Here is a 23,917-nt window from a genome sequence, read left to right as displayed (position 1 = left end):
ATTGTTCAAGATTAGCGCTATCCACTTGCTGACCAGTCTTTGAGTAGCGCACGCAAATTGTAGAAATCCACTGTGGAATACCTCCGGCTGGGGCCATAGGCATTAGGTAGCACATCAGCAGGAATCATCATTAGTGGCACCATTAATAAAGGACATATTGCCGTCATGGATGCCACCAATGGGTTCCATCCACTGTTGAGAACCGAGTCGCGAATACGCTCCCGCGATAACACATAAATCAATACGCAACCGATGAGGTAAAAGAGGAAAGCCGGGATAAGCACGGTGGAAATCACCGCAAAAACAGGTAAAGCCAATAGAGCCAGAAAGAAGGGCCCAATCAACTGACCGCCGGATTTGCGCGAGTTGGCGCAGGCACGGATATCATCATACACCGCTTGCGTGATCTTATTGATCCTTGGGTCTTCCGGATAGCGCCCAATCGCCTTACTGATGCTATTACGCTCTTGCTGAGTCCACTGTTCCTTCAGCAAACGCTCCTGAAGCAGATAAAGGTGGGCGGCAAAATAGGCCCGCAGGCCGACTGGCATCGTCGCATCGTTGGTCACCTCTTCCATCAGCTGCAGCTCCCCCATGGAATAGTGTTCCTTGCGCACAAACAGCCGGTCTTTGAATACACGAAGAAAGAGCAGGCTGATACGGGGATCAGGACACTTTTCCAGCAACAGGCGTGCATACTGGCTGCAGTAAAGGTCGGCGAAGGTCAGATCTGCCAGAGAGGCGGCTTCGTCCGTACTTTTAAGCTGCAGGAAGCACTCTCCCATGAGCTGCTGAACCTGCTCATACTGATCCTCAGTGATGCTCAAATCCGTCACAGGCTTTTTGCTTTTGTAACAGCTGGCCAGATAGATCAAATAGACAATAGCTGATGAGGGGTCTGACATCAGGTCTGTACGATACCGATTCAGATCACGCGCCATTTGCTGGATCGGTACATAGGCATACGACGAAGTGACGGCCCTTTTAAGATCCCCGGCGTAGTGTGAAGACTCATCAACTTCATACTCATCGCACCCATCACCCACATCAGTCCTGTCGAAAGCGTCAGACTCCTCTTCCGCTGCGCTATCAACGCTGGCGTTATTAACGGGGTCAGAATCAGCGTCATTCCCGGTGAATAGCTGAAACACTGGCTTATCAGCGGTTTCCTCGGTCTGAACGTCAAGCGCAGGTGCTTCCGCTACCGGCGCCTCTGTCGGCGTTACCAGCGAAGTACGACCAGCGGGGTCGAAGAGCCGGAAGGGTTTATGTGCTAACTGAGCCTCATCCTCAGTATTAACGGTCTGGGCTTTCGCCCCATGCTCACGCTGCTCCTGCAGGTCTTCAACCTCTTCGTGCAGCTCACGGGAAGAACTTTCCGCCAGCTCCTCACCCTCAGAGTGCAAACGGCGCGCCTGACGAAGTGCTTCATCATAGGCATGGCGAAGGTCACGAATATCATGCTGACCACGACTTTTCTGCGCCTCAATCTGCGCCAGGAACGCAGAGCGGATAACGTCCGGGTCCGTTGTCGGCGAAATACCCAATTGCTGCCAGCAAGCATTACTCATGAGACTTGTTCCTGATTACCGGTGCTAGAGAACCCATTGTTAACGCTCAGACTCGCGCTTAAGCAGCGCCCTGAGGTTATCGAAATCACTCAGCGAATAATGGTTACTGGGACCGTGGCGATTGGGCAGCACATCGGAAGGAATAAAAGTGAGCGGAATCAGCAGCGCCGGGAAGATCACCACACAGGAGGTCACCAGATAATCCCATCGTGAGCTGAGAATGGAGTCACGAATACGCCAGAGCGCTTTTTGGTACACAAAACAAGCAATGAACAGATAGACATAACCCAGCACATTGTTGCCAAACACGGCACATGCCCAAAATAAAGGAATATAGAGCAGGCCAAACAGAGTGAAGATCCCCATACGGAATGGAGTAAGGCGCTCGATGCCAGTTGGGATAACGGTGCCCTGAGATTGTTTATTTTCACTTGTGAAAACTGTGCCAAAGCTAAACGACATGCTGCCATTACCCTCCTCAATGTCACGCTTGCGTTGAAGGCGACGGCGTTCGAGTTCCAGCTGCTGAATCTTCTGTTCAGTGAGGTAGCGCTCCTGCAACACATAAAGATGCGCGGCAAAATAGGCACGCAGGCCAATAGGCATGGCAGCATCGTTGGTAACATCTTCCAACAGCTGCAAATCAAGGATGGTATAACTCTGTGCCGGCACGAAAAGACGGTCATTAAACACCCGCAAGAACAGCAGGCTGATGCGAGGATCATCAAAACGGTCACGTAATGTGCAGGTGTAGCGCCGACAATACAGATCCGGTGAGGTCTCTTTCACAAAAGGTGCGACACCGGGCTTCTCACGCAGGCGCTGAAAACATTCGCGCAGTAAAGCCTGCACCTGCCAATACTGAGGCTCAGTGATGTTCAGATCATTGACCGGCAGGTCGTCATAACAGCTTGCCAAATACATCAGATAGGCAATGGCGGACTCAGGGTCAGCGAGCAACTCGTCACGATGATCTGGTAACTGGCACATCATGGACTGAACGGCTTCATAAGAGGTTGAATGGATCAGGTGATGGCCAAGACTGCCACCGTGAGGGTTTTCATTGGTTGCAGCCGCCGCTACAGCGCCCTCGCCTTTAGCCTTGTCAGTCACCGCTGAACGCTCAGAATCCACTGAAATGCGAGTCAATGTGTGTGGATCGAGAGCGCCCTCAGCCACACATTCGACCTGTTCTGCGGCATACACCGAAGTGGTGTCTGCCGCCTCCATCACCGCCACGGGCGTTACAGTGACAGGCTCAAACTCCGGCTCAACGATTTCCTCCCCTGCCTTCACCTCGGCTGAGGGTTCTGCCACTACTGATTCTTCCAGCGGCGTCACCAGCGAAGCGCGCCCTGCTGGGTCAAAGAGTCGGAAAGGCTTGCGCTCGCGCAGCGTCTGCAGGTCTTCGACCTCTTCCTGCAACTCACGGGAAGAGCTTTCCGCCAGTTCGACACCCTGAGAGTGCAAACGGCGCGCCTGCCGCAAGGCTTCGTCATAGGCGTGGCGAAGTGCCCGGGCATCGGTACTGTGAAGTGTGCCTTGCTGTTCTTCCTGCTTTTCAAGCTGCGCCAGAAAGGAGGCGCGAATCCTATCCGGGTCGGCGGTGGGTGAAAGGCCCAGTTGCTGCCAGCAATCGTTGCTCATGAACTCTCCCTGCACAGGCCTTTGGCCTGCGGCGTGCCCGAAAACCAGAGCGCGCCATTCTGTTTGTTATTGTTCGGTTTGTGTTGACTACCGGGCAGCTCAAACAGCCTAAGCGCCCTTTCTTTAACTAATAAAAGCCCGAATTCCGGCCTAAGTTTCGGTCTAAGCTCTAACCTGGGTTCAGACCTTGGCTTCGGCTGAGATTAATCCGTCTTGTCTTTCACGCTGAGAAGCTTCACCGCTCGCTGATAATCCGCCTTCTCGGTTTCGGGCCGCCCTTCTCCGCGAATCAACCCCTGCAACTCCATCAGATCCATTTCGGTGACTTTGCTGCTCGGGCCAAAACGCGTTGGAAAACGGTATCCCGGGAAAAACAGTGGTATGGCAAGTGCGGCGGGGAAATACCAGCAGGCAACCAGCACGGGAAGAAACAGGAGCGCCAGGCGACTGTCCAGAGAGCGTCGAAGGCCAAGATAGGCACTGATTAGCGTGCCCCAGAGGAGAAGGCCATTCAGTGGAACACTTCTGAAATAGAACAACCCGCCGCCCACGCATGCCAGTGCCGCAGCCCAGGAAAGGGTGTCCTTGAAACTCATGCGGGACACAAGCCGCATCACGCCTTTACCCCAGCCGGACTGGCGTCGCTGCAAACTCAATAAGCGCTGCTGAACCCGATAAAGCATCAAGGCCATCAGATAGCGCAAGGCCAGAGGCTGATCTTCATCGTCCTTGATGGCCTGCATCAGGCAAAGCTCATCAAAGCCATAGGACGGATCACCTGACTGAAAGATCTCCTCGCCGATATGGCTCATCAGCGCCCTGAACTCTAACGTGCGCGGTTGTCTTTCAATATCCTCAAGATGTTTGGGCCACCACGCTTTGGGTTGTCCCGATACCCACTGCGCTTCACTGAGTAATGGCGTAGTGGCCAACGTCGGCGGCTTGTTCAGCCAAAGGCTGACCATCTTCCGCTCGCTGGGCAGCAGCTCCGGCGATGCTTCCAGTACCAGACAGACATAACCCCAGGCATAGGGCGTCTTCATCAGGGCGGCGGAGTGTTTTTTAAGAAGATCGAGGTGTTCACGATCCCCCAGCAGGCGTTCGCTGGAGAACTCGTTTTTTGGCGCCTGCCAGGCTTTGGTTGCCTTTATCAGGTCCGGATATGCCTGCTTAAGAAGATCCACGGCCTCTTCGAAATCCTCCCGAGCATCGACAGCCTTGACCCAACGACGCCAGCTAAGCAGGTTCTTATGCAACGCTGGCATGGTTTCCAGCATCAGCAAAAACTCGGTCGACTTCCCAAGGGTGGTGACAGCGCTGTCCTCATTGTTAACAACGCCTTCGTCCTCGAGCACCTCAGAAAGCTGGCGCCAGGCATCAACACGAGGAAGCTCGTCATCCTCAAGCAGTGCCAGGAACTCATTAAAAGCCGGTGCAGACAAAGGCCGGAAACGGGTAAACCAGTCGGCCACGACCGCACGGGTTTGCGGGTCCGCCTTGCATTGCTCATGCAGCTTCTCGCGAACCCTGCCGTAGTCTATTCGCACCTTGTCTCTGGGCTGGTTGGCGTAATAGACAAAGTTGTGAATTTCTTCACGCTTTTTCCAGAAGGCAAGGCGCTCATTGGCGCGCTTTTTAAAGACCTTATTGATAAACGCATTCAGCGGATGCCAGTTGCTGTTCTTCTCCATCAGTGCCTGCAGACCTTCCTCGCCCTCATTGCAGAGTTTCCAGGCGTCCATATAAAGCAGCTCGATGGGCGTTGGTTCCGGATTCAGCACCTGCGCACTAAAGCCAATCTCATCGCCAAACACTGCCCATTCGATAAAGTCATTGGCCAGCTCACCGAGCTCCATGCTGAGCAGGCTTCGAAGCTCATCACTGTCAGAGTAATGAAGACCAAGGCGGTACAGTGGCGAGCAGGACTCACCCACCCGATAGGTCATTGACTCAGGCACGAGACGGTTTTCACTGCGCAATACACACCACAGCAGCGGATAAAGCGCCGGACGATGCTCGCGACACCAGGACAACAACCCCTCAGGATTGTGTCGGGCATTGCTGATGAGCGTCGCAATCTGGGAGTCAGCCTGAGGCGATGGCACAGCAGTCTCGGCAGCATGCGTCGTTTTTTCAGACTGAATCGTGCTGTCTGCCTTGCCACTGACCAGGCTCACCGCTGGGCTGGCGTCAGGCTGTTTCGTGGCTGGGTGCATCCGTGTCGGTTTTGCTTCACCAGAGGGGCTGTTACGAAGCGGTTGGGCGAACTTCTCTGACTGGATATCAAAGAGCGACCGTGTTTTTTCAGGCTTGGCTGTCGCGATAACAGGCTGCTCGTCTTCACGCACTTCAAGCCTGAATTCACTGCTTGAAGACTTGTCCAGAGGCGCGGTGACTAAAGGCTCAATCACCAAGGGCGTAGTCGACAGAACCTTGGAATCTGCCGGGGAGGATCTCTCAATGTCGGAGGTTGTCTGCTCCGCCAGCCCCTCTCGGGAAGCGTCAGCTTGGCGGTCTTCGGGCTCTTCTACTTCCGGTAAGGTTTCCACCACAGCAGCAGTATCGAACTCGTTAGTAAACGCCGGTTGAACCAGCGTGACCTCGGGCTGAACAGCACTGACGGTGGCCTTTGCAGCTGAAGCTCGCGCGGATGTCGTGGCAGACTCTACAGCTGGTGCATCGGCATCATCCAGATCGTTATTGAAGCTTTCCAGCTCAATCGCCTGAGAATGAATCCGTCTTGCCTGACGCAAGGCTTCATCATAGGCATGACGAACCTTACGCATCTGTTCTGACTGAGCATGGCGATCCGCCAGCGACTGAGCTGATTTCATCGCAGCAAGAAACGCCTGACGAATAATGTTCGGGTCAACGGTGGGTGAAAGGCCCAGCTGCTGCCAGCAATCGTTACTCATGAATCATCCTGTAAGGCTTCAAGCCTGTAGCGCCGATCAAACGTGATAAGCGCTGTCCTCTGTTTGTTGTTGAAGGGGGGCTGCAAACTTAAACAATTAACTTTACGGTTTTTCCTTCTCCAGCGACTCAAGCGCGAGCTGATACTCTTTCTTAAATTTCACTACATTGCCCTCGCCACGAAGGAGCCTTTGAAACTCCTTCAGATCCTGCTCGTTAATCCAGGCACTGGGCCCAAAACGACTGGGAAGGCGTCTGCCTTTGATAAACAGCGTCAACAAAAGTGCATAGGGGAAAAACCCGTTGATAAACAGCAAGGGGGATAAAAGGAAAACCGGCAGACAATTCATTGCTCGCCGAAAACCTAAGTACAGGGCGGCCCATGACCCCCAACGTTCTAACTGATCAAGTGGTATCTGCTTGAAGTGATAAAGCCCTGCGCCAATCAGCGTAAATAACAGGATGTACATCAGAGTTGCCTTTACGCTAAGTCGCGAGAATGGTCGTTCCCAGACTTCTATCCAACCGCGTTCGCGTCGCTGGTATTGCAGCAAAAGCTGTTGCGTCCGGTATAGCATAAGAGCCATCAGGTAACGCAGCGCAAGGCTGAACTTATCGCTGTCTTTGATCGCTTGCATCAGACAAAGCTGATCATCACTGAAACATGGGCTATCGGGCAGAAAGACTTTCTGGCCAACATCTTTCATCAAATCCACAAAATCATCGTTTGCGCGCTTGGCAGATTTCGTATCTCGTCTTTTTTTCTCATACCACCATGGTTCGTGAGAGGCAGCGCTAAGATCGGCTAACTCATTCACTTTGACCGCTAGTATCGGAGTCGTGTTAAGCCATCCGCTAACCTCATCAATCTCGCTCTTTGAAAGTTCCGAGGAGGACTGCAGCGCTATGCAAAGATGCCCCAGGGTGTAAGGTGTCGCACTGAGCGCAGGCAAGTCCTTCTGGATCAGTGCAAAGAGCTCACGCTCATCAGGTAGTCGTTCACTAAATACAGCGGGTGGGGCAATCCAATGCTTGCTGTATTGCATTAGCGGGGGATAGCAGAGTCTGGGCAGAGCGAGAGCTTCCTCAAAGTCGTCCCGTTCTTTAACGACTTCGATCCACGCTTGCCATCTTGCCAAATGGGTATTCAGCTCGATGATGAGCTGAAACATCAGTAAAAACTCGCTGGTGTAACCCATTGAGCTGATGGGCTGAAATTCATAATTAAGCAGCCCACGGTATTTCAAATCCTCCTGAAACGGAGACCAGTAATAATGGCGCGGAACTTCACAATCCAACTCTTCGTAAATTTCGTTGAATAGAAAGGCAGGCATCGCCCGATAGCGCGAGAACCAATCCATTAGCATGGCACACACTGCGTCATCATCTAAGCAACGACGATAGACTTCATCACGCAACTCTTTATCGGCCTGGCTCGTGGAATCAGGGAACTCCTGCTGTAGTAATGGCGTCAGTGATGGTTGTTTTTTCCAGTAGTCCAGACGCTCAGCGGCACGCTGTTTAATCACCTTATCAATAAACGCACTGATGGGATCACTCGGACTGACGTTATCGACAAGCGCCTGCAACCCCGCCTCACCCTCGTTACAGAGTTTCCAGGCGTTAATGTAAAGCTGCTCATCGGGGGGATGGGTGGGTTTAAGAATATAGGTACTAAGTCCGGCATCATTACAGGGCTGATCCCATGAGCACTCCCCATCTTCTAACAACAACCATTCGATAAATGTCTTATCGAGACCTTCCGGCGCCCTATCCAGCATCTGAGTTATCTCATCCTTAACCGACGCTGGCAAGCCAAGCCGTTCAAGCGCAGAGCAGGCGGTGTAAACATCCTGCGTCACTAATTCCGGAGTCAGACGGTTCTCACTGTGCAACATGCACCAGAACAGCGGATAAAGTTGCGGGCAATGCGACTGGCACCACTCAAGGAGTTCAGAAGCGTTGGCGTGAGCCTCCTTGAGAAGCTCGATAACGGGTGAATGCGCGGTGTCGAGTGCCACGGCTGTCTCTACAGGCATCGCTAACGATGGCTCAGCCTGATCATCAGCGGTATTAGCAGGAGAAGCGGGCAACTCGGCCGCAGGGATGCTGAACTCAGTGCGGATAGGTTGCGCCGCTGGCGCCTTCGCTACCTCAGATTCCGTCGCTACCTCAGATTCCTTTGCCACTGCGGAGGGCGTTTCGGCTGCAAGTGCCGGTTCAACGGCAGTATCAGGCTCAGTACTCAGAGGTGCCGAGGTGCTTACAAAAGCGCTGGCGGGGACTAATTCGGTATTCTGAATAGGGTTCGTGTGAGCACTGTTTGGTAACGGCGTGGGCTCTGCCGTTGCCAGACCTTCGTGTTCAACAGGAGGCTGACTCACTGCTGGTGCCTGCTCCGCTGAGAGCTGAACAGGTTCTGACGGCTCAACGACGACACGACGTCTATCGCTTTGCAGCTCTATCTCTTGAGAATGAATCCGTCTTGCCTGACGCAAGGCTTCATCATAGGCATGACGAACGTTACGCACCTGTTCTGACTGAGCATGGCGATCCGCCAGCGACTGCGCTGATTTCATCGCGGCAAGAAACGCCTGACGAATAACTTCCGGCTGCGACGTCGGGCTAATCCCGAGTTGCTGCCAACATCCCTGATTCATAGTGCTTTCCCTGAAGACTCCACACCCGAAGGTACTGACAGCTCATTTCAGAGGCTGGCAGCTCTATCGTTTGACTGGTGAAAGCTCCGTCAATAGCACGCCCTGCCCTCAACCGCTCAAAGCAGTTGATTGACGTAAATAGCCACGGATATTCAGAAAAAACGACAGGATGGAAAAACTGCAATAATTAACGTTTTGCAACAAAGGATCACATTCTAGTGAACCCCCTTGAGATTACAACCGGAAAAGTCCTTGCATTGGATGAAACAGGACAGGCAATAGCGCCACTGTTATTGGGCCCAGAGTGGCTTTCCCATTGCTAATGCAACAATCCCTGATGCCGCCCCTTCCGATACACTTCGCACCATTTACCCCTGAAAAGTCACGACCGCCCTATTCATGATTCCTCCTCATAGGTGCATGCAACAGGAGGCCGTTGTTCCCTGCCTTATCTCTCCCCAACATGTTTTGAGCAGCGTCATTCACTGCATGGCGCAAGCACACAAACAATAACTCAGCCTCCCAGGCTGAAAATGCAGGGATGAGAGCCTCAGCCGCCGGTTTTTACTGAGCCAATGACGGCAACGTGCTCTCCCTCAATTGACCGCGATTCAGGATGCGACGGCACAAGTCAGCAATGACTCAAGTGCGCTATCGCCCTATACAGAGCCAGATGAGTTAAAGAGAGACCAGCCATGCCAAAGGATTCCCGCCCACAAGGCCGAACGACTGGCCTTGATGATGCCGTACAAAGCCATACACCGGAGCCCAATGTCGCCTCGCGTCGGCGTTTTCTTCAATCCCTCGGCGCCTCAGGTGTCGCAGCAGCCACCTCCCCTGCCTGGGCGCAGATGGCCACTGCCGCACCGGTTGAAGCCGTGAAGGACAGCGCACCGAAAGCCGGAGAAATACAGATCACGCTTCGGGTCAACGGTATGGCTCACCGCCTCAATGTGACGCCAAACGCGGTGTTGCTGGATGTCCTGCGTGACCGCCTGCACCTCACCGGCAGCAAGAAAGGCTGCGACCATGGCCAGTGCGGTGCCTGCACCCTGCTGGTGAACGGCAAGTCGATTAACTCCTGCCTGTCTCTGGCCGTACAGCATCAGGGGGATGAGATCACCACCATCGAAGGGCTGGAGCAAAACGGCCAGCTGCATGCAGTACAGCAAGCCTTCTGGGAACACGATGCCTATCAGTGCGGTTACTGCACCTCGGGCCAGATGATGAGTGCCGTCTCCCTGCTGAATGATCCCGCTATCGGCACAGACGATGACAGCGTCCGCGAAGCCATGAGCGGCAATATCTGCCGCTGCGGTGCTTACAAGAACATTCTTGCCGCCATCCAGAGCGCGCGTAAAACCCTGGGAGGTGCCGCATGAGAACCTTTGATTACAGTCGCCCCGGCGATCCGCAGCAGGCCGTGATTCAGCATCAGCACGCTGATAGCGCCGCATACCTTGCCGGCGGCACAACCCTGCTTGATCTGGTCAAGCTGGATGTCATGCAGCCCGCTCAGCTGGTGGATATTAATCCTCTGCCCCTCAAGCAGATTGAGCCTCTGAGCGATGGTCGTCTGCGCATTGGTGCACTGGTGACCAATACGGATCTGGCCAACCATCCTTTGGTGCGTGAGCACTACGCCGTACTGTCTGAAGCCCTGCTCGCTGGCGCTTCCACCCAGCTTCGCAACAAGGCCACCACTGGCGGCAATGTGATGCAGCGCGTGCGTTGCAGCTACTTCCGCGATGGGATTTCCCCCTGCAACAAACGTGAACCCGGTTCCGGTTGCGCCGCCATCAAGGGCAATAACCGTAATGTCCATGCCGTGCTCGGTACCAGTGAACAATGCATTGCCGCCCATCCATCGGATATGTGTGTGGCGATGGCCGCCATTGGTGCCAAAGTGCTGGTTTCCGGCCCCAAGGGCATGCGTGAAATTGACTTTCTCGACTTTCACCTGCTGCCCGGAAACACGCCTGAGAAGGAGCATGCACTGGGAGACGATGAACTGATCACCCACGTGATTCTGGATGCGCCGTTGAAAGGCAGTCGTTCAAGCTACCTTAAATTGCGCGACCGTACTTCTTATCAGTTCGCGCTGGCGTCAAGCGCCGTGATTCTCACTTTGAGTGAGGATGGCAAACAGATTCGGGAAGCTCGTATTGCACTCGGTGGTGTGGGCACCAAACCGTGGCGGGCAAAAGAAGCGGAAGCCGCACTGATGGGACAACCTGCGCAAATAACGACCTTTGAACAGGTGGCCAGGCTCGCCTTCAAAGAAGCGAAAGCCTATAGCCAGAATGCCTTCAAGATCCCCCTCGGCCAACAGGCCATTGTTCGTAATCTTCGCGACCTGACCGCCTGAAGGAGGAACCCCGATGAGTGAAGCAATCACACCCCGTCAGACCTCCGTGGTCGGCAATGCCCGTCGCCGTGTCGATGGACGCTTAAAAGTGACCGGTCAGGCGCACTATGCCGCTGACCATCACCCCGAGAACGTCGCCTACGCCTATGGTGTTTTCAGCACAGTAGCCAAAGGCACCATTCAACACCTTGATATTCGTGAAGCTCAGTCGATGCCGGGAGTGCTGGATATTTTCCATCACGGTCATTTTCCCGACCTCAGCCACGGCGCCAAGGGCGGCTTTTCTCTTGGCAAGATTCTGACGGCCAGCAATGTCGATGAACATCGCCTGCCTTTTGAAGACAACACGGTTTATTACCCCGGACAGTTTGTGGCACTCGTAGTCGCAGAAAGTTTTGAGCAAGCACGTGCTGCCGCGCAGAAAGTAAGTGTCAGCTACAGCGAAACCCAGCCGGTGATTTCTCTGGCTGAAGGCATCCGGCAGGGGCAACTGTCCAACGGCGGCGGTGGCCATGAACGAGGCAATCCGGAGCAGGGCTATCAGCAAGGTGCCAAGCAGCTGGATGTGACCTACACCACGCCGATGGAAGTCCATAACCCCATGGAGATGCATGCCACCACCGCAATGTGGAGAGACGGCAAGCTCTATGTCTACGAGTCCAGCCAAGGTGTGGTCAGCCACCGTAACTACCTTTCCGAAGTCTTTGATCTGCCGCCTGACCGTATTGAAGTGCAGGCACCCTTTATCGGCTCAGGTTTCGGTAGCAAGCTTTGGCCCTGGCCCCATTCGGTTGCAGTTTGCGCAGCGGCGAAAATGCTCAAGCGTCCGGTTCAGATCATGCTGCCCCGGGCACAAATGTTTACGACCACCGGCCACCGTCCGGAAACACAACAGCGTTTGCGTTTGGCAACTGATGCCACAGGCAAGCTGACCTCCCTTCGCCATGAGTCCATTAACTCCACCTCCACCTTTGAGAACTATTCAGAGAACTGCGGTGTGGTCAGCAAGAATCTCTATTCCTGCGATAACGTGATGGTCAGTCAGAAAAACGTCGGCATTAATCGCGGAACACCCACCTCCATGCGCGCCCCCGGTGCAGCGCCGGGGTTATTTGCGCTGGAATCAGCGATGGATGAGATGGCCTACGCTGTCGGCATGGACCCGTTAGCGTTTCGGAAGCTTAATCTGGCGGATCGTGATGAAAGTGTCGATTTGCCCTGGTCGAGCAACCACCTGCCAGAGGCGCTGGAGCAAGCCAGCAAGAAGTTTGGCTGGGATAAGCGCAACCCGGCGATAGGCTCCATGCGTGAGGGCGATGAGATCATCGGCTACGGTCTTGCCGCCTGTAACTGGGATGCGTTCTGTGTGCCGTGCGAAGCCCGCGTGACGCTGCGCGCTAACGGCAAAGCGCTGGTTCAATGCGGTTTGCAGGATATCGGCACTGGCACCTATACGGTCGCGGCGCAAATTGTCAGCGAAATCACCGGACTTGCCATTGAGGATATCGAAGTCGAGCTGGGCAGTTCTTCCTTCCCGGCAGGCCCGGTTTCAGGAGGCTCCTGGGCGACGGCCAGTTTGACTTCGGCGCTGACCGTCGCCACCCGCGAAGCCCTCGAAAAAGTCCGCGATTATGCGGTGGCGGCCAACGGGGTGTTCGAAGGCGTACCAACCCCAAGCGTTACTCTGAGCCAGGGAAGCTTCAACGCCAACGGCAAGCAAGCCTCCATTGGTGAGATTCTTAAAGCACACAAGGTTAGCCGTGCCGAGGGCTATCACCACAGCGACGGCGCGGATATGTCCAAATACTCTTTCCGCTCCTTCGGTGTGCATTTTGTCGAGATAGGCTGGGACCCGGGCATTTCCCGCCTGCGCGTTCGCCGTGTGGTCAGTGCCATTGATGTTGGCAAGGTGATCAACCCGCTGACCGCCAGCAATCAGGTTGAGGGCGCCATTGTGATGGGCGTGGGGATGGCGCTGTTTGAAGCAGGCGAATATGACGAACACAGCGGCCTGCCTACCAACAATAACTACGCTGAATACGTGGTGCCGGTACATGCCGACCAGCCGGATATTGACGTAATTCTCCTCGACTACCCGGATACCCATCTGAATGAGCTGGGAGCACGCGGTATAGGTGAGATTGGTATCACCGGCCTTGCGGCGGCAGTCGCCAATGCGGTCTATCACGCCACAGGCAAACGCGTGCGTGATCTGCCAATCACCAAGGAAAAACTCATGGAAGAGCTGCTGGCCAGCTAAGGCTTGCCACGTTACAGGGCTTCCTCCGGGGAGCCCCTGTTCATGACACAAACGGACAACTTCTATGGCAATACCGAACCTTTTAGCCTCGTCTGCTTCGCCACACACAGCAGGCTCTAATCAGCTGGCTGCGATGCTTGATGCCTGGAAAAAATCCAAACCGGAAACGTCCTGGGTATTGGGGGTCGTTTATGCCACGGAAGGCTCCGCCTATCGCAAAGCCGGGGCCATGATGATGGTCAATGACCTGGGCCAGCAATACGGCCTGCTCAGCGGCGGCTGTCTGGAGGCAGATATTATTCGCCGTGCCCGCAAGGTAATGCAGACCCGGATAACAGAAACGCTGACCTACGACGGCACCGATGAAGACGATCTGTCCTTCCAGCTGGGCATCGGCTGCGGCGGCACCGTGCATATCGTTTTGCAGCCAGTGACCGGGAGGATTAACGACGCACTTGGCGAATTACAGCAGGCGCTGTCACAACGTCAGCCGGGTGAATTCCATTTAAGTCTAGACTCGACCAACGCGCGGTTTCAGCCACAGCGAAGCAGCGACAAGCCCTTAAAAGCAGATCAACTCGGTCGGGTTGTCAGTCTGAATGGCGAGCGCTGGCTCGTTAGCCCTATTGTGCCGCCGCCCCATTTACTGATCGTTGGCGGTGGTATGGATGCCAAACCCGTTGCTGCGATGGCGCATCTGCTGGGTTGGCAGGTGAGCATCACTGACCCGCGTGCGGCCAATGCCCGTCGTGAACATTTCCCGCAGGCAACGCATATTCTCAAAACGCTGGAAGCACCATTGGCTGAGTTTGTGCAAGCTGAGCGCGTTGATGTGGCGATCCTGATGAGCCACAACCTTAATCTGGATGCGCAGGCACTGGCGACTCTGGCCACCACCCCGCTGGGATTTGCTCAGTCGCTGGGACCGCGTCATCGCTTCGAGGAAGTGCTATCACGAGCAGGAATCACAGCCCGGCAACTGCCCTTCCCCGTGGCAAATCCGGCGGGCCTGGATATCGGCGGCCAGCTGCCGGAGAGCATTGCCCTTTCCATGCTGGCAGAAATTCACCAATGGTACTTTAATAAAGACAGGCGTTTTTGCACTGCACCATTGGCCGAGGCGATCTAGCCGCCCGATCTTCTAACTATGAAAGACCCAATGCAGCAACGACAGAAACGACGTGGCCGGATCAACATGGGAGAGCCCGCCGTGCTGGAAACCCAGACCCCCACCTCTTTTCGCATTGCGGCGCTGGTACTGGCCGCAGGAGAAGCCCGTCGCTTCGGCCAGCCTAAACAGCTGCTGACCCTCTCCTCACAACCCGCACATAACGGCCCTACCTCAAGCCAGCCCGTCAGCACTACCACCTCACTGGTTCGGCACAGCGTTAATCAACTGCAACCGCTATTTCCCCGTTCAGACTGCCTGGTGATTACTGGCGCCTATCATGAGGAAGTGAAAAATGCGGTCGATGAAGTTGCCACCACGCTGCATCATGCCAACTGGCAGGAAGGTCTGGGCAGCTCTCTGGCTGCCGGCGTGAAAGCACTGAATGAACAAGCGCCCTGGGACGGGATTCTGGTCGCACTGGCGGATCAGCCGCTGCTTACCACAGAAGACTATCGCCGCCTGTTATATGCCTTTGACGGCAAGCGCTGCGTCAATGCGTTCTACCGCGACGACAGCGGCGTGCCGGCCATATTTCCGGCTTTTTGTTTTGAAGGTCTGGCTGAGCTGGAGGGCGACAAAGGTGCCAAAGCCTTATTGAAAGCCCAATCCAACCGACTGGAGCTGTCACTGCCCCAGGCCGCCATGGATATCGACACCCCTGAAGACTGGCGCGCCTTTCATCAGGGCCTTTAGTGACTCACTGCTAATGACACGTTTGCGTACTTTTCTCTAGCATTCAGCACTCCAAACCCCGTTTCTGATGCCAGTCAGCAATACTTTCCTCGGGGTATTCCTCAAAGTTCTGGTGCACCAGACTTTGATCCACCTGCACCCATTCAGGTTTACTGCCCAGCATCAGGTGCACCACTTCAGGCGGTGTGGGTAGCGGTGTATCAATCGCGCTGGCATGCGGATGGACAAGCTCTGGCCAAGTAGGATCATAAAGCCACAGGGCCGAGCCACACTCGCGGCAGAAATGGCGAATCCCCGTGGAAGTCTTATCACCCATTTTGGCCTGATAAGTGTTTATCGATGTCTCACCCGAATGAATGCGAAGTGTCGAGTAAACACCGCTCAGATTAATACCGTAGCCACCCGAGCCTGCGGTCTTTCGGCAAATACTGCAGTAGCAGCGGTTAAACGGATAAGGATGAGGTGATTCCAGTGAAAATGTCACCGCTTTGCAATGGCATGAACCTTCCAGATGCATCCTGCACCTCCCTTTGATGATCAATAATGTGAGCGGACAAGTGAGCGATCAGGCATTCACATCCACGACGACACGACCCCGCACCTTACCCGCCAGCATGGCTTTGCTGGTTTCAATCGCCTGGTCGAGTGTGATCACCTGAGTCATGGAGGTGAGAACCTTGCTATCAAGCATACTCGCCAGACGCTTCCAGGCCTCTTCGCGCAGAGAACGAGGCCGCGTTACGCAGTTAATGCCTCTTAGGGTGACTCCGCGCAAGATAAAAGGGGCCACACTGGCGGGAAAATCCATCCCCTGCGCCAGACCGCAGGCTGCCACAATGCCTTCCTCGGCGGTCGCTGCACACACATTGGCTAACGTATGGCTACCCACAGCATCAATCGCGGCTTGCCAGCGCACTTTGCTCAACGGCTTACCGGGGGAAGACAGCTCATCACGATGAATAATCGTTCCCGCTCCCAGGCTTTTAAGATATTCAGCCTCCTCCAAACGCCCCGTCGACGCCATGACGTCAAAGCCCAACTGGCTGAGCAGATAAATAGCAAAGCCACCCACACCACCATTGGCCCCAGTCACCAGAACCGGCCCGTTGTCGGGCTTGACACCATGTTGCTCCAGCGCCATCAAGCAAAGCATCGCCGTGTACCCCGCCGTGCCGACCGCCATGGTATCTCTGGCACTCATTGCCTCGGGCTTGGCTATCAGCCAGTCGCCTTTCACCCGCGCTTTCTGGGCCAGTCCACCCGAGTGTGACTCGCCCACGCCCCAGCCATTAAGCAACACCTCCTGACCCGGCGTAAAAAGAGAATCATCCGAGCGGCTGACCGTCCCCACAAAATCGATACCAGGAATAAGCGGAAAGGTACGCGCAATCGGAGAACTGCCGGAAATCGCCAAAGCATCCTTGTAGTTCAGGGTGCTATAGCTGATGGCCACCTCGACATTACCCTCGGGCAGTATGGCATCGTCCAGCTGCTGCCGTGTGCAGCGATAACCCTGTTCATCTTTCTCGATTAATAATCCTGAAAACATGACGCACTCCTTATTAGACCAAACGTCTAGTAAATCTGTTTAAAAAAGCCCCGAAGGGCAATTTTGTCATCGCGATATCGCCTTAGTCTGGCGAGTGCAACAAGGCGCAGAACTGGCGGGAGAAAATACGCAAAGGCATCTCGCTTTTCTGCAATCGAGCACGCAGAACCGCGCCCTCCCAACCGATCCAGAAAAATGCAGACAGCTCTTCACGCTGCGGCTTTTTCCAGCTTTCGGCAGCCAGCTCACCTACCTCAACCGCTTCCTGAAGCAGATGAGTCAAACGCAGCTGCCAGTCATTAAGCATTTGCTCAAGTGCCTGCTGATGAGAGGCTGGCAAGAGATTGACCTCCTGTCCGAGATTGCCCACCAGACAGCCGCGCTCAAAAGCGTATTTCTGCATGCCGGTAATCGCTGACTCGATAAAGGCATCAAGTCTGGCCAGCGGGGTAATATCCGTAGCTTCAAAGTAGCGGTTCAGGCGCTTCATGAAATAGCGCCCATAAGCCTCAATAACCGCCAGCCCAAAGGCTTCCTTACTTTCAAAGTAATGATAGAACGAGCCTTTGGGTACGCCTACGCTGCTCAGAAGTGGCTCAAGCCCGGTCGCCAGAAAGCCCTGGCCGGTCATCAGCTCAACCCCTTTGCGGATCAGTGCAGTGCGCACGTCCTGATCATCGCCACGCACTTTGGGTGGACGACCGCGCCGGGCAGGTTGTTTCACAGTGTCAGTCATTCCTGGTGCTATCAGTGATCAACACGCCCGGACTTTTTAGACCAAACGTCTATTAATTAATTTGCTTACCCTAAAAGACTTGGGAGTGAATGTAAACCCACTCATGAGCCCAACGCACAGGTACAAAAAAAGCGCCCTGAGGCGCTTTTTCTTTATCGGATGCGATCAGGCATCCAGACCCACGTAGATGTTCTGCACATCATCGACGGCTTCCAGCTTTTCAAGGAACGCTTCGGCTTCGGCCAGTGCATCGCCTTCCAGCTTCACGGGGTTCTTTGGCATATAGCCGAGTTTGGCGCTCTGTACTTCGATACCGAAGTTAGGCAGCTCACCGGCAACGCTCATCAGATCAGAAGGCTCGGTGATAAACAGCACTTCGTTGTTCTCGCCGATTTCAACATCCTGGGCACCGGCTTCAATCGCAGCCTCTTCAGGATCGTTCTCACCATCGGAAGTGGCTTCGATCATGCCGACATAATCAAACGTCCAGGCCACTGCACCGGATGAACCCAGCTGACCGGTACGGAAGGCAACACGTACATCGGAGGCAGTGCGGTTTTTGTTGTCAGTCAGACACTCAACAATGACGGGAACCTGATGCGGGCCGTAACCTTCGTAGGTAACCAGTTCGTAATCAACCGAGTCGGCACCAACACCGGAGCCTTTCTTGATCGCACGCTCGATGTTGTCTTTCGGCATGGAAGCCTTACGAGCAGCATCGATCGCCATACGAAGACGTGGGTTCATGTCAGGTTCTGCACCGGCACGTGCTGAAACCGTGATTTCACGGGTCAATTTGGTAAAGAGCTTGCCACGTTGGCTGGCAGCTTCGGCCTTACCTTTAACTTTCCATTGTGCACCCATGAGGAGTACTCGCTTTCGTCTCTGAGCACCGCCTTCACTTATCCGACTGCAAGACACAACCTGACAAGCCGGATCAGGACAGTTACTCTGTTATGGGAGAATGCCCGCGCCCTGTGGGCCGGACGGTCAAAAAATTCAGGCCGAGAGTATACGCCGAGGCACAAGAGATAGGCAAAGCCTAAGGCGGGTTATTGCGCCCGCCAAGCCAGCTGCCTCACCCCTGTCACCCTCCAATTTCGGGAGATAACGGCACCATGTCGACGGATTTCTTGCATGCCCTGAAGTTACGTTATCCCTTGTTACAAGCGCCCATGGCGGGCGTGTCCACCCCGGATCTGGCCGCGGCCGTCAGCAACGCAGGCGGTATGGGCGCTCTGGGTATTGGCGCCATGAATGCAGCACAAGCCCGCGAGGTGATCAAGCGCACTCAGGCACTGACGCACTACCCGATCAATATCAATGTTTTCTGTCATAAAACCCCAACGGCCAATCCAGAGCGAGAAAGCCGCTGGCTGCAAAAGATGGCGAACTGGTTCACTGAACTGGGTGAACCCGTACCCGAGATCCTGAGCAGCCCCTACCTCTCTTTCAATGATGATGAAGCCATGCAAAACCTGCTGTTGGAGCTACGTCCGGCGGTGGTGAGCTTTCATTTCGGTTTACCTGAACGAACGCTGGTGAAGCGTTACCATCAGGCAGGCATTCGTCTTGTTGCCACGGCGACCAATCTGGCGGAGGCCGATGCCATTGCCGCCGCCGGACTGGATGCCATTATTGCGCAGGGAATGGAAGCTGGAGGTCATCGTGGTGTGTTTTATCCTGAGCTGGGCGATGCCCAGATCAGCACTCTCGCCCTAACCCGACGGCTGAGATCGCGCACTTCGCTGCCCATTATTGCGGCAGGCGGCATTATGGATGGCGCCGCAATTAAAGCAGCGCTGGCAGCGGGAGCGAGCGCAGTTCAAATGGGCACAGCATTTTTGCTCTGCCCGGAAGCAGGGATCAGTAGCGCCTACCGCCATGCGATTCATGAGGCAGAAGCAGAAGACACCGCCATTACCACGGCGATTTCAGGCCGCGCAGCCCGTGGAATTCGTAATAAGCTCTATCGCTCAGTACACCGTGGTAGCGAGCCGGACTATCCCATCGCTTACGATGCAGCCAAGCAACTGCATAAGCTGGCCGCCGCAAAAGGTATCCATGACTATGCCGCACATTGGGCAGGTCAGGGGGTTGGACTGGCGCGGGAAATGCCCGCCTGTCTTTTGGTCGAGACACTCGCTAAAGAAGCAGGTTGGTAGTTTTTAATCCCTGAGAGCATAGAGGCAAACGTCGGGCGGTCTCCGGTGAATGCCCCTGTGTTGCCTCTTCGTTGCTCCTGCGCTAGCCTGCCGCCGTCACATCTCAAGCCCAGTGCCTTTCGGAGTGTCTATGGCAAGTCGCAGCAGTGCCCGTAAACCCCGCGCCAGCAGTCAGGCGCGCATTGATGCCGTCTTGTCCGCTGCACGGCTGCTGTTGGCCCAGGGCGGCCCCGCGGAGCTCAGCATCTATGGTGTGGCTGAAGCAGCGGGCATTCCTCCGTCATCGGTTTATCACTTTTTTCCCAATGTTCAGGCGCTACTCACCGCGCTGACGGCCCGCGTACATGAGGCCATGCTGGATGCGCTTTCCTTCCCTGGCGACTATCAGCCCAAGGACTGGCAAGAGCTGCTGCACCAGATCGAAGCCCGCACCCTTAGGGTCTATCAGAACGATGAGGCTGCCCGCCAGTTAATCCTGAGCAATCATGGGCTGGTGGATGTTCAAACCCTCGACCGTCAGCATGATCTGCGGTTAAGCGAAGCCATGGCCGCGCTCTTTCAGCATTACTTCGTTCTGCCTGCCCTGCCTCAGCATCTGGATATCTTCGATATCAGCATGCAGCTGTCAGACCGCCTGTACGGCCTGAGTGTGCAGCGCTTTGGGTACATTCATGCTGACTATGCGGAAGAAGGTTATCGGGCCGGGTTGGCTTATCTTGGGCTGTATCTGCCCCGCTATCTGCCGCTGAAATGCCAGACAGCCAACACCCCACAGCAAAACACCGATTAATATCGAATTTAGATCCATAAAATTTGTTCTATATAGTTTAAAACACTTTATTTACCGATAACTATCGACTATAAAGTGCGCTCTCGAGCAGCGGATACTGTCGTCAATCGCATTAACCCGCCGACCTGATTCTGTGTCGGTTGCCCTGCTCCGATATCGCCAGCATAGTTATTGCCACAACGCGCTTTCGCGAGGCCAGACCTGCTGGTTACCCCAAGACGTCAGACACTCAATGAGGATCACTATGACTCGCAACGTTACCGTCGCCGCCACCCAGATGTCCTGTAGCTGGGATCGAGAGAACAACATCGCCAAAGCGGAAAAGCACGTGCGCGACGCCGTAGCCAAAGGTGCGAACATCGTGCTGATTCAGGAGCTGTTCGAGACGCCCTACTTCTGCCAGAAGCCCAATGCTGACTATCTGCTGCTGGCCACTACCGTTGAAGAAAATCCAGCCATCCAGCATTTTCAGAAGCTGGCAAAAGAGCTGAACGTTGTGCTGCCTATCAGCTTCTTTGAGCTGGCAGGCCGTGCGCGCTTTAACTCCGTCGTCGTTATTGATGCCGATGGCTCCATGCTGGGCCTGTACCGTAAGAGCCATATTCCTGATGGCCCGGGCTATCATGAAAAGTATTACTTCAATCCGGGCGATACTGGCTTCAAAGTCTGGAATACCCGGTTTGGCCGCATCGGCGTCGGCATCTGCTGGGATCAGTGGTTCCCCGAAACTGCCCGCTCCATGGCGTTGATGGGTGCAGAGCTGCTGTTCTACCCGACCGCCATCGGCAGCGAGCCACACGATTCCACCATCAGCTCACGCGATCACTGGCAGCGTGTTCAGCAGGGCCATGCCGGCGCCAACGTCATGCCACTGATTGCCTCCAACCGTATCGGTAAAGAGGAGCAGGATGGTTATGACATCACCTTCTACGGCTCCTCCTTTATCGCCAACCAATTCGGCGAGAAAGTCGCCGAGCTGAACGAAACCGAAGAAGGCATTCTGGTTCACACCTTTGACCTGGATGAACTGGAAAAGATCCGCTCAGCGTGGGGGGTGTTCCGCGACCGTCGCCCTGAACTCTATAGCCCCGTCAAAACACTGGACGGAGTCAAGTGAGCATGAAAACCCTGAACTCAACGCCACGCGCTGATGGCTTTTACATGCCCGCCGAATGGGCCAGGCAGGATCAGGTCTGGATGCTCTGGCCTGAGCGCACAGATAACTGGCGTTTAGGTGCCAAAGCGGTACAGAAAGCTCATGCTGCCATGGCAGAAGCGATTTCCCGCTTTGTTCCGGTCAGCATCGGCGTTTCTGCCAAGCAGTATGAAAATGCCAGTACACAGCTTGCGCATCTGGATGTTCGCGTTGTCGAGATCAGTGCCGATGATGCCTGGGTACGTGATACCGGCCCGACCTTTGTGATCAATGACAAAGGTGACGTTCGTGGTGTCGACTGGGATTTCAACTGCTGGGGCGGCTTCAACGGCGGCCTGTATTTCCCCTGGAATCGGGACCAGCAGGTCGCCCACAAGGTGCTGTCCATGGAAAAGGTTGACCGTTACAGCACGCCTGAATTTGTACTGGAAGGCGGTTCTATCCATGTCGATGGCGAAGGCACCGTTCTGGTCACTGAAGAGTGCCTGTTGAACAGTAACCGTAACCCGCACATGAACCGGGAAGAGATTGAAGCCAAGCTGCGTGACTATCTGAATATCGAGCAGGTTATCTGGCTGCCATGGGGTCTTTTCAATGATGAGACCGACGGCCACGTTGATAACTTCTGCTGCTTCACTCAGCCAGGCGAAGTATTACTGGCATGGACGGACGATCAAAACGACCCTAACTACAGCCGTTGCCAGCAGGCGATGGCTGTCCTTGAGTCAGTGGTTGATGCCAAAGGCCGGAAAATCAAGGTACATAAGGTGCCGGTTCCAGGCCCGCTCTACTCTACCGAGGAAGAGTGCGAGACCATTGATCAGGTCGCGGACGCCCACTCTCGTCAGTCAGGCCATCGACTGGCTGGCAGCTACGTGAACTTCCTGATCGTCAATGGCGGCATCATTGCGCCGAAGTTTGATGTGGAAACAGACGAAGAAGCTCGCGCTATCCTGCAGAGCTGCTTCCCTGACCGTGAGATTGTCATGATCCCCGGCCGGGAGTTTTTGCTGGGTGGTGGCAACATCCACTGTCTGACGCAACAACAACCTGCTGGCTAAGCCCCGGGACGTCCTGTTTCTGATAAAAAACCGCTGCCCTGACAGCGGTTTTTTTGTATCTCTTGAAACGCGCGGAAGGCGATCCAGTCAGGGGGCATTTCTGAACGCGTAATACTGATCGATAATCCGATTCAGATAGCTAGTCATGGCCTGCCCTACGTCCAGCGGATGCCTTGCCACACAGGCGGCATCACAGTCCTTGCGTTTTGTCTCAAGCGCATAGGCCATCTCCCCAATCAAACCGCTCAGGGTTTCTATCCGGCTCTCCCAGTCGGCATCGTTCAGCCGTTCGCTACCGATAGCTTTTACGACTCCCAACGTGCAACGAGCCTGCATGTAACTGTCGAGCCGATGATCAGGCTGACTGCCGGACATAATGGCATCGGAAAAGCTGGGCGCCTTGCTGCAGATGTCTTTGACTCGACGAAGGTTATCAGTCTCAGAGGTAAGGTAAATCCACGCCATATGCTGGCCATAACTTTCCACCAGACAACGATTCACCTGCCCATTAATACACTGACTGTCCCGCTGTCTGATCCAGGCGCGCTGGCCGGCTTCCAGTACAGCCTGCTTTTCCCGGTTGAGTTTAATGGCATTGGCAAGAATATCCGTCATCTCTTCATCCAAGCGGGAAATCGGTGCTGAGGCACAGATCGCTTTCTCTACCTGCCCGGTGGCTGTCGCACAGTTAAATCCGGCAGCCAGCCCTGCAACGCTGAAAAGACTGGCCAGTGCAAGCACGACCAAGGTGCTAATGCTCCTGATGTTCATAAGTGAGACCCTTGCCAGATCCGCTCACGGCAGCCAGTGCTGACTGCTTAATGATTGAAATAGTTAAGAAAAAGCTTGCGATCTATTAAAAAATCAATATCGTACTAGTACATGAATACAGACATCTATCTTGAGCCTTTACTGAACCACCTTCTGTCCATGAAAACGGCAGAGGATATGGAACAGGCACTTCAGGCATTACTCACCCCCGCAGAGCTTAGCGAAATCGGTAAGCGGCTGCAGATTTTCCGCATGCTGGAAGAGGGAGTTCCTCAGCGCCAGATTGCGGAAACACTCGGCGTGGGCATTGCCACAGTGACACGCGGCTCACGTGCACTCAAGGCTTCAGGCAGATGAACACTCCCTTACCCTATGCTCACGGGCACCATCGATGGCGTCGCTAGCG

General features: G+C 54.8%; 19 protein-coding genes. 10 read left to right on the top strand and 9 right to left on the bottom strand.

What is annotated here, in order from left to right; all coding sequences use genetic code 11:
* Positions 1-17 precede the first annotated feature (17 nt).
* The 4 genes from ACKC9G_RS17330 to ACKC9G_RS17315 all read right to left on the bottom strand — a co-directional run bounded on the left by ACKC9G_RS17330 (position 18) and on the right by ACKC9G_RS17315 (position 8,791).
* Positions 18-1,571 (bottom strand): hypothetical protein, encoded by a 1,554-nt coding sequence (locus ACKC9G_RS17330; protein ID WP_411407735.1) that lies wholly within the window; start codon positions 1,569-1,571, stop codon positions 18-20.
* Positions 1,572-1,610: 39 nt separating this feature from the next.
* Positions 1,611-3,218 carry a hypothetical protein gene (locus ACKC9G_RS17325; protein ID WP_411407733.1) on the bottom strand — a complete coding sequence of 536 codons (1,608 nt, stop codon included), beginning with the start codon at positions 3,216-3,218 and terminating at the stop codon, positions 1,611-1,613.
* Between the two features lie 203 nt (positions 3,219-3,421).
* A complete protein-coding gene (locus tag ACKC9G_RS17320) occupies positions 3,422-6,133 on the bottom strand; it encodes a hypothetical protein (RefSeq protein ID WP_411407731.1) in 2,712 nt (903 codons plus the stop codon).
* Between the two features lie 102 nt (positions 6,134-6,235).
* On the bottom strand, positions 6,236-8,791 hold the full coding sequence (locus tag ACKC9G_RS17315; RefSeq protein WP_411407729.1) for a hypothetical protein: 2,556 nt from the start codon (positions 8,789-8,791) through the stop codon (positions 6,236-6,238).
* A 695-nt stretch (positions 8,792-9,486) separates the two neighbouring features.
* Here ACKC9G_RS17315 and ACKC9G_RS17310 point away from each other — a divergent pair.
* The 5 genes from ACKC9G_RS17310 to ACKC9G_RS17290 all read left to right on the top strand — a co-directional run bounded on the left by ACKC9G_RS17310 (position 9,487) and on the right by ACKC9G_RS17290 (position 15,283).
* A complete protein-coding gene (locus ACKC9G_RS17310) occupies positions 9,487-10,173 on the top strand; it encodes a 2Fe-2S iron-sulfur cluster-binding protein (RefSeq protein ID WP_411407727.1) in 687 nt (228 codons plus the stop codon).
* On the top strand, positions 10,170-11,159 hold the full coding sequence (locus ACKC9G_RS17305; protein ID WP_411407725.1) for an FAD binding domain-containing protein: 990 nt from the start codon (positions 10,170-10,172) through the stop codon (positions 11,157-11,159). The genes ACKC9G_RS17310 and ACKC9G_RS17305 overlap by 4 nt, the downstream gene beginning before the upstream one ends.
* A gap of 13 nt (positions 11,160-11,172) precedes the next feature.
* Positions 11,173-13,419, top strand: a complete 2,247-nt coding sequence (locus tag ACKC9G_RS17300; protein WP_411407723.1) for a xanthine dehydrogenase family protein molybdopterin-binding subunit — start codon at positions 11,173-11,175, stop codon at positions 13,417-13,419.
* A 64-nt stretch (positions 13,420-13,483) separates the two neighbouring features.
* Positions 13,484-14,548 (top strand): XdhC family protein, encoded by a 1,065-nt coding sequence (locus tag ACKC9G_RS17295; protein WP_411407721.1) that lies wholly within the window; start codon positions 13,484-13,486, stop codon positions 14,546-14,548.
* A 30-nt stretch (positions 14,549-14,578) separates the two neighbouring features.
* A complete protein-coding gene (locus ACKC9G_RS17290; RefSeq protein WP_411407719.1) occupies positions 14,579-15,283 on the top strand; it encodes an NTP transferase domain-containing protein in 705 nt (234 codons plus the stop codon).
* 43 nt (positions 15,284-15,326) lie between these two features.
* On the opposite strand, the gene ACKC9G_RS17285 is transcribed toward ACKC9G_RS17290, so the two are convergent.
* The 4 genes from ACKC9G_RS17285 to ACKC9G_RS17270 all read right to left on the bottom strand — a co-directional run bounded on the left by ACKC9G_RS17285 (position 15,327) and on the right by ACKC9G_RS17270 (position 18,432).
* Positions 15,327-15,800, bottom strand: a complete 474-nt coding sequence (locus ACKC9G_RS17285) for a GFA family protein (RefSeq protein WP_411407717.1) — start codon at positions 15,798-15,800, stop codon at positions 15,327-15,329.
* Between the two features lie 48 nt (positions 15,801-15,848).
* A complete protein-coding gene (locus ACKC9G_RS17280; RefSeq protein WP_411407715.1) occupies positions 15,849-16,832 on the bottom strand; it encodes an MDR family oxidoreductase in 984 nt (327 codons plus the stop codon).
* Between the two features lie 82 nt (positions 16,833-16,914).
* Positions 16,915-17,556, bottom strand: a complete 642-nt coding sequence (locus ACKC9G_RS17275) for a TetR family transcriptional regulator C-terminal domain-containing protein (protein WP_411407713.1) — start codon at positions 17,554-17,556, stop codon at positions 16,915-16,917.
* 177 nt (positions 17,557-17,733) lie between these two features.
* Positions 17,734-18,432 (bottom strand): YebC/PmpR family DNA-binding transcriptional regulator, encoded by a 699-nt coding sequence (locus tag ACKC9G_RS17270; RefSeq protein WP_411407711.1) that lies wholly within the window; start codon positions 18,430-18,432, stop codon positions 17,734-17,736.
* 254 nt (positions 18,433-18,686) lie between these two features.
* On the opposite strand from ACKC9G_RS17270, the gene ACKC9G_RS17265 reads away from it, so the two are divergent.
* The 4 genes from ACKC9G_RS17265 to aguA all read left to right on the top strand — a co-directional run bounded on the left by ACKC9G_RS17265 (position 18,687) and on the right by aguA (position 22,740).
* Positions 18,687-19,733 carry an NAD(P)H-dependent flavin oxidoreductase gene (locus ACKC9G_RS17265; RefSeq protein WP_411407709.1) on the top strand — a complete coding sequence of 349 codons (1,047 nt, stop codon included), beginning with the start codon at positions 18,687-18,689 and terminating at the stop codon, positions 19,731-19,733.
* Positions 19,734-19,863: 130 nt separating this feature from the next.
* On the top strand, positions 19,864-20,523 hold the full coding sequence (locus ACKC9G_RS17260) for a TetR/AcrR family transcriptional regulator (protein ID WP_411407707.1): 660 nt from the start codon (positions 19,864-19,866) through the stop codon (positions 20,521-20,523).
* Positions 20,524-20,767: 244 nt separating this feature from the next.
* Entirely contained in the window at positions 20,768-21,640 is an 873-nt protein-coding gene (gene aguB / locus ACKC9G_RS17255) for an N-carbamoylputrescine amidase (RefSeq protein WP_411407705.1), read from the top strand.
* A gap of 2 nt (positions 21,641-21,642) precedes the next feature.
* Positions 21,643-22,740 carry an agmatine deiminase gene (gene aguA, locus ACKC9G_RS17250; protein WP_411407703.1) on the top strand — a complete coding sequence of 366 codons (1,098 nt, stop codon included), beginning with the start codon at positions 21,643-21,645 and terminating at the stop codon, positions 22,738-22,740.
* 87 nt (positions 22,741-22,827) lie between these two features.
* Here aguA and ACKC9G_RS17245 read toward each other — a convergent pair whose 3' ends face one another.
* Complete coding sequence (locus ACKC9G_RS17245; protein ID WP_411407701.1) at positions 22,828-23,511, bottom strand: lysozyme inhibitor LprI family protein; 684 nt, start codon at positions 23,509-23,511, stop codon at positions 22,828-22,830.
* Positions 23,512-23,622: 111 nt separating this feature from the next.
* On the opposite strand from ACKC9G_RS17245, the gene ACKC9G_RS17240 reads away from it, so the two are divergent.
* Positions 23,623-23,868 carry a Trp family transcriptional regulator gene (locus ACKC9G_RS17240; RefSeq protein WP_411407699.1) on the top strand — a complete coding sequence of 82 codons (246 nt, stop codon included), beginning with the start codon at positions 23,623-23,625 and terminating at the stop codon, positions 23,866-23,868.
* Positions 23,869-23,917 lie beyond the last annotated feature (49 nt).

Source organism: Pokkaliibacter sp. CJK22405 (genome assembly GCF_046614695.1).
Classification (GTDB): domain Bacteria; phylum Pseudomonadota; class Gammaproteobacteria; order Pseudomonadales; family Balneatricaceae; genus Pokkaliibacter.
This window is presented reverse-complemented; position numbering and strand designations above follow the sequence as displayed.